This is a genomic window from Rahnella sp. ATs2 (assembly GCF_051851855.1).
GTDB classification, from domain to species: domain Bacteria; phylum Pseudomonadota; class Gammaproteobacteria; order Enterobacterales; family Enterobacteriaceae; genus Rahnella; species Rahnella variigena.
This window is the reverse complement of record NZ_JBLYPL010000019.1, coordinates 80,208-92,599: the sequence shown is the minus strand read 5'-3', so window position 1 is coordinate 92,599 and position 12,392 is coordinate 80,208. Positions and strand designations below refer to the sequence as shown.

The window sequence follows — 12,392 nt, the reverse complement described above, 5'->3', positions numbered from 1 at the left end:
CGCCTCCTCCGGGAGGCGTTTTTTTTGGCCATGTTTTTATGACCGGGCTTTTATGGACAAAAGTTATTCCAGGATTCACCTCAAGATTCACCCGAGATAGTAACGCCCTTTCCCGCTCTGTTTTGCACGGTACATGGCGGCATCAGCGCGCGCCATCAGCGTATCAGGTAACAACGGCTGACGCGCACGCCCCACCGCCACGCCAATACTGGCTGACAGCGAAACCGGTACCCCGGACACGTGTTCTACACCACGGAAAGCGTTCATCAGACTGATACAAATCCGGCTGACGTCGCTTTCCGTATTCACTAAATGGCCCAGCAGGACTGTAAACTCATCCCCCGCCAGACGTGCAACCACGTCCTGTGAACGCAGGTTATCGCGCAAGGTATGTCCGAAAAACTTCAGGATCAGATCGCCAAATTCGTGCCCGTAGGTGTCGTTGTAAGCTTTAAAGTTATCAATGTCTAAAAAAAGTAAGGCTATGTCTTTGTCTGCTTTTTCTTGTTGTCTGGCCGCATAAATCAGGGATTGCTGGAATGCCCGCCGGTTAGGAAGTCCGGTCAGCGAATCATGATTGGCCTCGAATTCCAGCTGTGCCTGCAGTTCTTTAATCTCGCTGATGTCAGTCGAAAGGCCATAGTAGCCATGACCGCTGTCATCACAGGGGATAAGCGTGGTGTGCAAAACGCCCCCTTTTCCGTTACGGGAATAACCCGGTAACTCAATGTCATAACTGACGGCGACGCCTTGCAACACCTGGCGAATATAGGGCTCGATTTGCTGGTAAGTCTCATGCCCCACCAAATCCTTCACCTGCCGCCCACGCACTTTATCTTCGGCCACGCCGTACCAGCTGGCATGAAAGTGGTTCACAAAAATGTATTCTTCATTCGCATCAACATGGCAAATCAGTGCCGGAATGTTGTCGGTAATCGCCCGCAGCCGGTTCTTACTTTCCGTCAGTTCCCGCTCGCGGTTCAGCCGTTGTGCAATTTCCTGATGCAACTGATCCATCGCAACCTGCAGTTCATTGGTGCGGGCAGCCACCCGACGTTCCAGATCGCTCTGCAACGAATACAACGTTTGTTCTATGTTTTTACGCTCAGTGATGTCGCTGATCACCACAATATAGTGGTGCGCCTCGCCGGTTGCGTTACGCACCAGAGAAGCGGTTAGCGTCACCCACAGCGTGCTGCCATTGGATCGCTGAAGCAGTTTCTCTACGCTAAAACTGTTGATTTCACCCGAGAGCAAACGTGGGATCAAAATATTTTCTGCATAGAGATCTTCAGGATGGGTTACGTCATGAAGCAGGCAACTGCGGAGCTGGTATTCGCCATAGCCCAGCATGTTACATACCTGAGGATTAATACGCAGCCAGCGCCAGTCAAGCCCGACCAGAGAAAAACCGACGGCGGCATGAGCAAATGTCTGCTCAAATAAGGCTTCGCTTTTCGCCAGATTATCCTCTACGCGCGCCGTGTACTGCCGGTTTTCCAGATGAAAAATGTAGCTTTGCACCAGCGCGGTCATGTCCAGCAGCGTTTGCCCGTCTTCCTCGCTCCACTCTCTCGTCCGGTCATCAATCAGGCACAGCGCGCCCAGTGCAACGCCCTGCTGGGAATGCAGGGCACAACCGGCATAAAACACGATATGCGGCGCGCCGGTAACCAGGGGATTATCGTGAAACCGCAAATCCAGCCGGGCATCTCTGACAACCAGAGGGCCGGATTCAAGAATGGTATGACCGCAGAATGAGGTATCGCGCGGGGACTGATTAATATCAATGCCGGTATGGGACAAAAACCACTGCCGGTCGGCGTCAATCAGTGAAACAACGACGGCTTTGGCCTGAAACTGGCGCGCAGCCATGCGGGTGATACGGTCGATCTCCTCAATTCTGGGGGAATCTAAGATGCCCAGAGAAGCCAGTATCGCAAGCCGAGCCTGTTCATCAACTGCCTGTTGAGGGACTAACATAATGTACTCTCAGTGATGACGGGTGAATATGTCATCAAGTCTACTGCGTTTAAAAGGAAAACCGGTTCTCATTCCGCCTTTGCCGGGCAAAAATCAGAATAGTGACAGATCACAAAAAACGTATTCAATTAACAGGATTTGCACAAATAGCAGCAAATCAACGGTTAAAGCGAACTTACCCAATTCACGTGCGTGGCATCGACCTGATCAGATTGTTCTGCGTCACGACGGTATTTCTGCCGCATTTCTGACGGCGTGGCGCCATAGAACTCAAGGAAGTAACGGCGGAGCGCACCCGGTTCAAGCCCGCACTGACGGGCGATGACGGCCAGGCTCTGATCAGACATTGATGATGTACGCAGCAAACGTTTTGCGAGTAACAGACGGCGGCTGCGGATGAACTGAGCAATGCCACCCAGTGGCTCAAATAGCCGGTATAAACCCGAACGCGAGATGGCAAAGTTTTTACACAGCACATCGACACTCACCGGCTGACTGAGGTGTTTTTCGATGTACAGACAAATGCGCTCCAGACGAGCACTTTGCTCAAACGGATGCTCAACTTTCTTACCCGCAACCAGATGCAGAGTTTGCAGGAAAACGGACGCCGCACCTTCGCCGGTGCTCAGAACCTCCTGATCGGTCATCTGATCAAACACCTGTACCATCGTGGCAAAATGATTGCGCAGAATGATGTTGACCGGCGACGTTGCTGGAATGCGCTTGCCGTGCAGGGACGCGATATCGACATTAAAATGCAGGCTGTGTTTGGGCATAATAATGTACTGGTAGGAGCCAAGACGCGGTTTCTGATCACCCGGATAAACGTGAATTTTGATCGGCTGCGACATATCCTGAATCAGGATATCGCCCTGAGTCAGCGTGAAACGCTCACCAAAACACTGGCATTCCATTCCGCCGATGATAATGATGAAAATGACGATGTGATCGGGCATGGAAAACAGATTGCCATACTGACGGTTAATGTCGTGCTCGCTGACGGTCAGAACGCCGCCGATCACACGCCCGAAATTGTATCCGGTGACACCCCAGTCAAATTCATCCCTGTGACGATCGGGCAGCTCAAGCTTGAAGCCTGCACTGGACATCCCGTCTTCCCATTCATAGAAACGGGTCTCGAAATCCTGATAGATATTGGCACCGTCTACTATCTTTCGTGAAGATGAATCGCTCATTTTCTCACCGAAAATTAAGATAATTCCGAAACGATAATCTACCTCCTACTGATAAATCAATGCGTAACAGCAATTGGCAATACTTTTTTCCGGGATTCTTATATTTTCGAAGGCGGTATAACTGGCGCAAAGTTTTGTAAAATCAGGGAGTAAAGGTCGCTAATCGGCCAATTGATATGTCAGGTTATCCGCGATAATTATTTTGGGATCGGTTAATATCGTGTTGAAGATCCTCGCTTTCGTGATTTGCTATTCTTAAAAAAACACGATCCATTTTCACCCAACCGTCGCCAGGAAATGCCCATGGAAAAAAGAAAGGTCCTGGATGAAGGACGTCAGCTCAAGCGTATGAATGCGGAAACCCGCAGGCAATCGCACATGCACAAATGGTTTGCCATCGTGGCCGCCCTCGATTGCGTTCTGGTTATTTTTTATGATCAGGACATGCGTAATATCGTTTTCTCAGCCGGCGTTTGCATCGTCTGTACTGTCCTGTGGCTTAAAGGCCGCAAACAATCCCGCAGTTATCGTCGTGAATGGGATCAAAAATTCGGCACTAAAAAACATCCCTGATCGTTTTCCCTGCCCCTTTGTCTCGTTTAAGCATTCCCACCATAAAGAAATTCCTAAATTTGATAAAAGTGTTTCTGTCCTGTGCGGATAATCAGTCAAAATAACCTCAGGCATACCCGCAAATAACAAATTATAAAATTTATGCATCTCGACGTTTACACGTTATTTATATTTGAGCTTTTTATTCTCATCCTGCTCACTGCCGTCATGCTGTTCGCATGGATCGGGGGTCGCAGAGATCCGACACTCGGGCTCACTGCCCTGATGCTGGCATTTTCTACCGCAGGCACTTTGCTCAGCAGTATGCGTTCAGGGGTGAGCGAAATTATTCCCGTGGTCTTCAGTAACATGATGATTTTGCTCTGTTACGGAATGATGTGGGCCGCATTAAGAATGTTTACTGGCCGCAGGGTATTACTGCCGGTAGTCTTCTCCGGGCCCCTTATCTGGCTCCTGCTCTGTCTGTACCCGGCCTTTTACCACAGTCTGGAGCAGAGGATTTTCCTGACCTCATTGTTAACGGCGGCTTATACCCTGCTGACGACACTGGAGCTTTGGCATGCGCGCAGGCAACTGCATGTGACTTACTGGCCCGCGCTGCCGCTGAGTTTTTTCCACGCCTGTTTCTATCTGGCGCGTCCTTTCTTTGATAACGGCTTGCCGTATGCTGAGATGGCGGGCGGTCATAGCAGCGGTTTCTTCGCTATACTGATTTTTGAAGCGATTTTGTACGCTATCTGCCTGTCTTTCATTATTTTGGCCATGGTGTATGAGCGCGGTCAGCTGGGTTATAAACAGGCCTCGTTGTCTGATCCGCTGACAGGCGTGGGCAACCGCAGGGCGTTTCTTGAGCGCGGTAATGAGCTTATCCGCAAGCGTAAGAACAATACTTTTCCTGTGCAGCTAATTTTATTTGATCTGGATAATTTCAAACGGATCAACGACCAGTATGGCCATGCCGGCGGCGATTCGGCCCTGGTATTCTTTTGCAATGTGGTGAATTCTTCCCTGGAGCAAAAAGATATTTTTGCCCGTATTGGCGGAGAAGAATTTGCCTGCCTGACTACCCGCCCGAGGGAACAGGCAATACGCATGGCAGAGAATATTCGTTCTCAGCTGGCGCAGAATTCGCAGCATAATATTCCTATGACGGTCAGCGTAGGAATGGCTTTTAGTGAACCCGATCAGGACTCAATCTCGCATTTATTAATCCAGGCAGATCATGCTTTGTATCGGGCTAAATCTGCCGGTAAAAACCGCATCGAGCTGAGTTGATCGTTATTCACCCGAACAAAATATCGAATACCTTACTTAGGGCATGATAACCGATTGAATTTTAGAATTTAAAAACAACGGTAATATTCTCATCCAATTGTGAGTAATAATTGCAAAAATAACCTGATGAGTTACCGGCTTAAACATTGCGCCACATCACACTCATATTCTGCTCGGGGTAGTTAATTCATGCTTACTGATATTGCGATATGCCAGGCAGTTCTTGATGCGCTTCCCGAGGCAACGGTGCTGAAAGACGACAGCCGTAAGTTGGTATTTCTCAATCAGAAAGCCAGTGAGTTTTATGGGCGTCCGCGTGAAGAGTTGATTGGTCAGGATGTTTCCTTTTTTACCGAACCCGAACAGGCTGCCCGTCAGCGAGAACGTGATATCGAAGTGCTGGAAACCGGAGAAAAAACAGTTAACGAAGAAACGCTGGTAGATCCTTCAGGAAAGCGGCGCAATGTGCTGGTACGTAAGTCACGCGTCACGCTTGAGACACGGCATTTTATTCTGACCTCCATTATGGATATCTCCCTGCTGCGCAGTTCCGAAGCACAAATCCGTTATCTTGCCCGCCATGATGTCCTGACCGGCCTGCCTAACCGCACGGCGTTAAGTGAAGAACTCAGCCAGATTGCGGCGCAGCGGATGTATCGCCCTGAACCCTACGCGCTTATCCTGCTTAATCTTAATGATTTCAATTACATCAACGATACCTATGGTTATCAGGCCGGTGATGCGATTTTGTGTGAATTCGGCCAACGTTTGCGTAATGAAGTCGGTAGCAGCGGAACGGTTTCACGCATCGGCGGCGATGAGTTCTCTATTATTTTGCGTAATAATCCGACCAGCGAAATAGCCAACAATCTGGCGCTGGAAATTCTGGTGATGATGCGCCAGCCTTTCACGCTGACGCGCGCTAACCCGATGATGACGATTTCTTTCGGTATCGTGATGTTTGGCGCTGAAAATATTACTGCCGGTGAAATTATGCGCCGCGGGAATACCGCGCTGCTGGAAGCCAAGCAACGCGGCAAGAATATGTTCTCATTTTATTCTGAATTGCTGGATGCCAGCAGCGTCAGTAAACGCATTATGGTGAAAGCGCTGGCAGAATCGCTGGCCAAAGAAGGCGATCTTTCCTGCGTATATCAGCCGATTTTGCGCAGTCGTGATGAAAAGGTCGTTTGCGTGGAAGCGCTCGCCCGCTGGAATCACGGGGTGCTCGGGCAGGTCTCGCCGGTGCAGTTTATTGCTCTGGCAGAAGAAACCGGACTGGTGATACAGCTCGGAGAAATCGTGCTGCGCCAGGCCTGCCGCGATATTAAGAACTTCGGCCAGTTGAATCTGGCGATTAACGTCTCCGCAGTACAACTGGGAGAACCCGATTTCGGGCCGCGAATTCTGGCCGTTCTTGCAGAAGAAAACTTCCCGCCTTCACGTCTGGAACTCGAGCTGACAGAAACATCAGTGATGAACGCCAATGCCACCAGTCTCAGTCATCTGGCGAAACTGCGCAAAGCCGGTGTGAAAATTTCGCTCGATGATTTCGGTACGGGTTATTCCAGTCTCAGTTTGCTGAAAGATATCTCGGTGGACAGCGTAAAAATCGACCGTTCGTTTGTGCAGTACGTCACAGAAGTGAACGATACCGCCGCCATCGTTTCTGCCGTCTCCCAGCTCGGCAATAAAATGCATCTCAATGTGATCGCCGAAGGTGTGGAAAACCAGCTTCAAAAATCCTTTTTAGTATCAGCGGGTTGCTCGCATCTGCAGGGATATCTTTTCTCAAGGCCGGTACCGGTTGAGGTATTATCAACGTTGCTGACGACTGAAATGAATATGTCAGCCAGTATCTGAAACGCTGATACATAAGCTTCATAGATAACTCAAAACACCTTATTAATTCATTCAATTGGCGCTCGTCCCTGTTTTACTGACATGATCCGAGGCTGATAAATCACGCCGTTTAAGGAAATACATCATGTCATCGTTTTCAGGTATCTGGGTCCCGCTGGTCACACCTTTCCATGAGGGTGAGATCGACTTTACTGCACTGAAATCTCTGTGCACCCGGCTGCTCAAACGGGGCGTTGATGGCGTTGTCGTCTGCGGAACCACCGGCGAAGCGCCGATGCTCACCAAAGAAGAACAGCTTCAGGTTCTGGATGCCGCGCTGGAAGTGGTACCCGGCCATCAGATCATTATGGGGCTTTCCGGCACCCACATGCCGGTTATCCGCGAAATGCAGGATGCGATCCTTCAGCGCCCTGTCGCAGGCCTTCTGATCCCCACACCTTATTATATCCGCCCTTCTCAGGCCGCACTGGTGGCCTGGTTTACTGAGATTGCCGACCATTCCACCGTGCCGGTGGTGCTTTACAATATTCCTTACCGTACCGGCGTGCAGATGGAGCTGGAAACATTCCGCCAGCTGGCTAAACATCCGCAAATCAGTGCAGTCAAAGATTGCGGCGGCAGCATTGATCTGACGCTTTCACTGCTCGCTGACGGGGAACTGGATGTGCTGTGCGGTGAAGACGTGCAGATTTTCTCGACGCTGAGTCTGGGCGGCGCCGGTGCCATTGCCGCTTCTTCGCATATTTTTCCGGAAGAGTTTGTTCAGCTTATCCGTCAGTTCAAACAGCAGGATATTGCAGCGGCGCGTAAAACATTTTTCGGCCTGCTGCCAATGATCCGGCTGATGTTCTCTGCGCCGAATCCGGCGGCGATCAAATACGCCTTATCACTCGACGGCCTGATGAAAAATGAGCTGCGTTCACCGATGCTCCCTGCGCCGGAAAATGTTGAAGTGGCCGTCCGTGATTTCCTGAATCAGCATTCACGTTAAGAGCCCAAGGTTCAGCAGAATATGAGCAGTCAGGCTCACTGTCACAATTAAAACACTGACATTTGCTCCCGCCGGTTCTAGGATAGAAGCAGTTTTTATATAGCCGAATCGCTGTCCCGTGAAACCCTTGTGTTTTATGGGATCAGGCGGGTTGCTCATCCAATGGAGTGTTTATGAAACTGTATTATAAATCCGGTGCCTGTTCCCTCTCCCCGCACATCGTCCTTCGTGAAGCAGGTCTGGACTTCAGCATTGAAAAAGTTGATCTGGCGACCAAGAAAACCGAAACCGGTGATGACTTCCTCGCAGTGAACCCGAAAGGGCAGGTCCCGACACTGTTGCTCAATGATGGCAGCATTCTCACCGAAGGCGTAGCTATCGTGCAGTATCTGGCCGATCAAAAGCCTGATCGTCAGCTGATGCCGGAACAAGGTACGCTGGCTCGCTATCATGCGCTGGAATGGCTGAACTATATTGCGACTGAGCTGCATAAAGGCTTCTCTCCGCTGTTCAATCCAAAAACGCCGGATGATTTTAAAGCCGTGACCCGCGAAGCACTGAGCAAAAAATTTGCTTACGTGAATGAATCACTGAAAGACAATCAGTTCCTGCTGGGTGCCCGTTTCAGCGTGGCGGATGCGTATCTGTTCACCGTGATGGGTTGGGCAAAAGCACTGAAGTTTGACCTGAGCGCACTGACCGAACTCAATGCGTATCTGGATCGTGTGGCTGCGCGCCCTGCCGTTGATGCTGCGCTGACGGCGGAAGGCCTGAAGTAATTTCCTGCGCCTGACAGGTCTGTACAGACAGGCATAAATAAAAAACGCCCCGGTTCTTAAAGCACGGGGCGTTTTTTATGGCGGTAAAATCTAGAGTTTGACCGCCGGGAAATGGTGCTCTGGTTTGACCATTTTGTCCTGCGCCGCCACGATTTGCAGCTCATACTCACCCATCGCGTGAGTGGTCAGCATCACTTCGTAAACCGCCGCAGTGACGTGTTCCAGCGCTTTATCCAGCGCTTCGCCTTTGAGCAGATTGACCAGCAGCAAACCGCTGGTCAGGTCACCGACACCGACCGGCTGACGCACGCCAAAATCAACCAGCGGGCGGTCGATATGCCAGGCTTCATCCGCGGTTACCAGCAGCATTTCAAAGCGATCGCTGTGATAACCGGCACGGCTTAAATGTTTCACCAGCACAATTTTCGGGCCTTTGCTGATAAGTTCACGCGCCGTCGCCACCGCTTCTTCAACACTTGCCACCGCATGGCCGCTGAGTAATTCCAGCTCCAGCAGGTTCGGGGCAATAATGTCGCAGTTAACCAGCGCCTGATTGCAATGGAACTCGGCAACGCCCGGTGCCACGATACAGCCCTTTTCAGGATGCCCCATGACCGGGTCGCAAAAATACCAGGCATCCGGATTCGCCGCTTTCACCAGGCGGACAATCTCCAGAATGCTCTGTCCCTGCTCCGGCGAGCCTATATAGCCACTCAGCACCGCATCACAATCCTTCAGACGGTCAATCTCCGCAATCCCCTGCGCGATTTCCGTCAGATGTGTGGCGGGCATTACACAGCCAGTCCAGTGACCATACTGAGTATGATTGGAGAACTGAACGGTATTCAGCGGCCAAACGTTTGCGCCCATACGACGCATAGGGAATTCCGCCGCGCTGTTACCCGCGTGACCAAAAACCGTGTGTGACTGGATAGAAAGAATGCTTTTCATGAGGAATTTCCGATTGCAACGTCATCGGGAGATGGCGGAATAACTGATATCAGTGAACAAAAACGGGAGGCCATTCGGCCCCCCGTTATGCTTGCCTAAAACTTATGCCCAGAGCAACAGGGTGTAGTTCTTTTTACCGCGACGCAGCAAGGTATAACGACCAAACAGACGATCGCTGTCAGTGAAGTTGTATTCAGTGTCAGTCTGTTTTTCGCCGTTTACGGAAACCGCGTTGGAAGAAATCATGGTACGCGCCTGACCTTTCGACGGCGCCATACCTGCAATCACCAGAGCCTGTTGCAGGTCTGTGTCGCGTGGTACTTCAAACAGTTCCAGGCCGTCCTGCGCCAGCTGACCGAAATCGACTTCTGTCATTTCACTCAGGGAACCGGAGAACAGGCTCTGCGTGATACGTTTCGCTGCCGCCAGACCTTCTGCGCCGTGAACCATACCGGTTACTTCTTCCGCCAGAACGTACTGCGCGCGAGGCGCTTTGCCGCTGGTTTTGTCTTCTTCTTCCAGCGCATTGATGTCTTCAATGCTCATGAAGGTGAAGAACTTCAGGAAGCGGTAAACGTCGGCATCCGCTGTGTTGATCCAGAACTGGTAGAATTTGTACGGGCTGGTTTTCTTAGGATCCAGCCAGACTGCGCCGCCTTCGGTCTTACCGAATTTGGTACCATCAGATTTGGTGATCAGCGGAACGGTCAGGCCGAACACTTGTTTCTGGTGCAGACGACGGGTCAGGTCGATACCTGAGGTGATGTTCCCCCACTGGTCGGAACCACCGATTTGCAGCTCAACTTTGTGCAAATCGTAAAGGGACGCAAAATCATAACCTTGCAGCAGGTTGTAAGAGAATTCGGTAAAGGAGATGCCGCTGTCATCGCGGTTCAGACGCTGTTTCACCGCTTCTTTGTTGATCATCTGGTTAACAGAGAAGTGTTTACCGATATCACGCAGGAAGGTCAGCACGTTCATGCCGCCGAACCAGTCGTAGTTGTTGGCGGTGATTGCGCTGTTATCGCCACAGCTGAAATCCAGGAACGGAGAAACCTGCTGACGGATTTTTTCCACCCACTCATTCACGGTTTCATTGGTGTTCAGCTTACGCTCGGTCGCTTTAAAGCTTGGGTCACCGATAAGGCCGGTTGCGCCACCGACCAGCGCCACTGGCTTGTGGCCGTTCAGCTGGAAGCGTTTCAGGCAAAGCAAAGGCACCAGATGTCCCAAATGCAAGCTGTCTGCGGTAGGATCGAAACCGCAATAGAGTGCAATTGGCCCTTGCGCCAGTCGCTCTGCTAACGCTTCTTCATCCGTTACCTGGGCAATGAGGCCCCGCTCTTGCAGTTGTTTAATCAGGTTGCTGCTCGCCATCAAAGACTCCGTTTGTTTGTACTTAGAAATATGTACTGAATGTGTGCAGATTCATGTCTGACATCATGCCGCGCATGTGCCCTTTCTCTCACCTTTCGGGGAACGACATAGAATAAAGCGCTCGTCGCCCGAGCGCTAGGGAATCGCGTGTTTTTTCGTGGTTAAGGTGCGAGGCGGTCTATTTTCCAGCCAGTTTCTGTCTCAGCTTCATCACGCTGATAAATGAACCGGTCGTGCAGACGATGTTCACCGCCCTGCCAGAATTCCATTGAATCCACTTTGACGCGAAAACCACCCCAGAAACTTGGCAACGGCACTTCACCATTACTGAATTTCTGTTTCAGTTCGAGGAATTTACTTTCCAGCACGCCACGCGCCGAAATGCGGGTGGATTGCTGAGAAACCCATGCGCCAATCTGGCTGTCTTTCGGACGACTGGTGAAGTATTTCATGACTTCCAGCGTGGATAAACGCTCTGCCTGACCGAGAACGTTGACTTGTCTGTCGAGCATATGCCAGGGGAATAACAGGCTGATACGGGAATTGCCCGCCAGCTGCTGCGCCTTACGGCTGCCGAGGTTGGTGTAAAACACCAGCCCTTTTTCATCATAATGTTTGAGCAGCACAATGCGCTGGAAAGGCTGTCCGTTTTCATCCACCGTCGCGACAACCATCGCCGTCGGATCGGCCAGACGGGCATCACACGCCTGTTTCAGCCAGCGCTCAAACAGCGGCAGCGGTTCCGGCGTTAAATCAGCGCGACGTAATCCGCCCCGGGTGTATTCACGGCGCGAGTCCGCAATATCAAATTCTTTATTATCAGCCATATGGATCAATTGCGTATCAAAGGAAGGTAGACGCATTGTGCACCCGCCGCGTCAGGATCTCAACGTTCCTGACGCGGGGTTTGAAAAGAGAAATTATGAAAAAAGAAGCTACCCAAAGTAATTCGAGATGCAAAAAGGCGGCAAGTGAGGGGATCCCCGGAGCATAGATAACTCTGTGACCGGGGTGAGCAAACGCAGCCAACGCATTTGCAGTTCAAAGTATGACAGGTAGGTTTATTTTTGAATGCAATCGTCGATGATGACGTTTTCACCACGCTGGACGAAAGCCTGATTACCTTTCGACCAGAACGTGTAACGGCCATCGCTGTATTTCGTGCCGGAAGCTGCCTCAACTTGTTTCAGTTTCAACTGCTCGCCGTCCATCACCATATTGACCTGCTGTGCCGGTTTATCCAGCGTGACGGTCAGCGGCAATGTCCCGCACTGATAGTGCAGTTCCTGCGTCGGGCTTTCGGTCTGGTGACTGAACTGGCTACATCCGGCCAGCGTTAATCCTGCAAGAGAAGCGATGATCGCCTTTTTCATTCTGAACTCCCTGAGTGTTCTCGGTTTATCT

The 12,392-nt window shown here is 51.0% G+C and carries 11 protein-coding genes; 5 read left to right on the top strand and 6 right to left on the bottom strand.

Going from position 1 to position 12,392, the window contains the following annotated elements:
• Positions 1-87: 87 nt before the first annotated feature.
• The gene (locus tag ACJY2G_RS19570; protein ID WP_430319802.1) at positions 88-1,983 is read right to left on the bottom strand and encodes a diguanylate cyclase domain-containing protein; all 1,896 of its coding nucleotides are present in this window, start codon (positions 1,981-1,983) and stop codon (positions 88-90) included.
• 164 nt (positions 1,984-2,147) lie between these two features.
• The gene (locus ACJY2G_RS19565; RefSeq protein ID WP_120161809.1) at positions 2,148-3,179 is read right to left on the bottom strand and encodes a helix-turn-helix domain-containing protein; all 1,032 of its coding nucleotides are present in this window, start codon (positions 3,177-3,179) and stop codon (positions 2,148-2,150) included.
• 303 nt (positions 3,180-3,482) lie between these two features.
• Between ACJY2G_RS19565 and ACJY2G_RS19560 the strand changes: the two genes are divergently transcribed.
• The 5 genes from ACJY2G_RS19560 to gstA all read left to right on the top strand — a co-directional run bounded on the left by ACJY2G_RS19560 (position 3,483) and on the right by gstA (position 8,660).
• The gene (locus ACJY2G_RS19560) at positions 3,483-3,752 is read left to right on the top strand and encodes a hypothetical protein (RefSeq protein WP_112287915.1); all 270 of its coding nucleotides are present in this window, start codon (positions 3,483-3,485) and stop codon (positions 3,750-3,752) included.
• A 264-nt stretch (positions 3,753-4,016) separates the two neighbouring features.
• Positions 4,017-5,027, top strand: a complete 1,011-nt coding sequence (locus ACJY2G_RS19555; RefSeq protein WP_430319803.1) for a diguanylate cyclase — start codon at positions 4,017-4,019, stop codon at positions 5,025-5,027.
• A 189-nt stretch (positions 5,028-5,216) separates the two neighbouring features.
• Complete coding sequence (locus ACJY2G_RS19550) at positions 5,217-6,890, top strand: putative bifunctional diguanylate cyclase/phosphodiesterase (RefSeq protein ID WP_120161807.1); 1,674 nt, start codon at positions 5,217-5,219, stop codon at positions 6,888-6,890.
• Between the two features lie 124 nt (positions 6,891-7,014).
• The gene (dapA, locus tag ACJY2G_RS19545) at positions 7,015-7,881 is read left to right on the top strand and encodes a 4-hydroxy-tetrahydrodipicolinate synthase (RefSeq protein ID WP_430319804.1); all 867 of its coding nucleotides are present in this window, start codon (positions 7,015-7,017) and stop codon (positions 7,879-7,881) included.
• A 173-nt stretch (positions 7,882-8,054) separates the two neighbouring features.
• Entirely contained in the window at positions 8,055-8,660 is a 606-nt protein-coding gene (gstA, locus tag ACJY2G_RS19540; protein ID WP_430319805.1) for a glutathione transferase GstA, read from the top strand.
• Positions 8,661-8,750: 90 nt separating this feature from the next.
• Here the strand turns inward: gstA and pdxY are convergent, their stop codons facing one another.
• The 4 genes from pdxY to ACJY2G_RS19520 form a co-directional block, all read right to left on the bottom strand.
• Positions 8,751-9,611, bottom strand: a complete 861-nt coding sequence (pdxY, locus tag ACJY2G_RS19535; protein ID WP_120161805.1) for a pyridoxal kinase PdxY — start codon at positions 9,609-9,611, stop codon at positions 8,751-8,753.
• Between the two features lie 102 nt (positions 9,612-9,713).
• Complete coding sequence (gene tyrS / locus ACJY2G_RS19530) at positions 9,714-10,988, bottom strand: tyrosine--tRNA ligase (RefSeq protein WP_120161804.1); 1,275 nt, start codon at positions 10,986-10,988, stop codon at positions 9,714-9,716.
• Between the two features lie 161 nt (positions 10,989-11,149).
• A complete protein-coding gene (gene pdxH / locus ACJY2G_RS19525) occupies positions 11,150-11,815 on the bottom strand; it encodes a pyridoxamine 5'-phosphate oxidase (protein ID WP_112288004.1) in 666 nt (221 codons plus the stop codon).
• Positions 11,816-12,049: 234 nt separating this feature from the next.
• Positions 12,050-12,361, bottom strand: coding sequence for an MliC family protein (locus ACJY2G_RS19520; RefSeq protein WP_112287925.1), 312 nt, complete (start codon positions 12,359-12,361; stop codon positions 12,050-12,052).
• Positions 12,362-12,392: the final 31 nt, after the last annotated feature.

What these genes read in the sequence shown, in the direction of transcription:
- ACJY2G_RS19570 (WP_430319802.1), bottom strand. Translation starts at nt 1,983, where the DNA reads ATGTTAGTCCCTCAACAGGCAGTTGATGAACAGGCTCGGCTTGCGATA.
- ACJY2G_RS19565 (WP_120161809.1), bottom strand. Translation starts at nt 3,179, where the DNA reads ATGAGCGATTCATCTTCACGAAAGATAGTAGACGGTGCCAATATCTAT.
- ACJY2G_RS19560 (WP_112287915.1), top strand. Translation starts at nt 3,483, where the DNA reads ATGGAAAAAAGAAAGGTCCTGGATGAAGGACGTCAGCTCAAGCGTATG.
- ACJY2G_RS19555 (WP_430319803.1), top strand. Translation starts at nt 4,017, where the DNA reads ATGCTGGCATTTTCTACCGCAGGCACTTTGCTCAGCAGTATGCGTTCA.
- ACJY2G_RS19550 (WP_120161807.1), top strand. Translation starts at nt 5,217, where the DNA reads ATGCTTACTGATATTGCGATATGCCAGGCAGTTCTTGATGCGCTTCCC.
- dapA (WP_430319804.1), top strand. Translation starts at nt 7,015, where the DNA reads ATGTCATCGTTTTCAGGTATCTGGGTCCCGCTGGTCACACCTTTCCAT.
- gstA (WP_430319805.1), top strand. Translation starts at nt 8,055, where the DNA reads ATGAAACTGTATTATAAATCCGGTGCCTGTTCCCTCTCCCCGCACATC.
- pdxY (WP_120161805.1), bottom strand. Translation starts at nt 9,611, where the DNA reads ATGAAAAGCATTCTTTCTATCCAGTCACACACGGTTTTTGGTCACGCG.
- tyrS (WP_120161804.1), bottom strand. Translation starts at nt 10,988, where the DNA reads ATGGCGAGCAGCAACCTGATTAAACAACTGCAAGAGCGGGGCCTCATT.
- pdxH (WP_112288004.1), bottom strand. Translation starts at nt 11,815, where the DNA reads ATGGCTGATAATAAAGAATTTGATATTGCGGACTCGCGCCGTGAATAC.
- ACJY2G_RS19520 (WP_112287925.1), bottom strand. Translation starts at nt 12,361, where the DNA reads ATGAAAAAGGCGATCATCGCTTCTCTTGCAGGATTAACGCTGGCCGGA.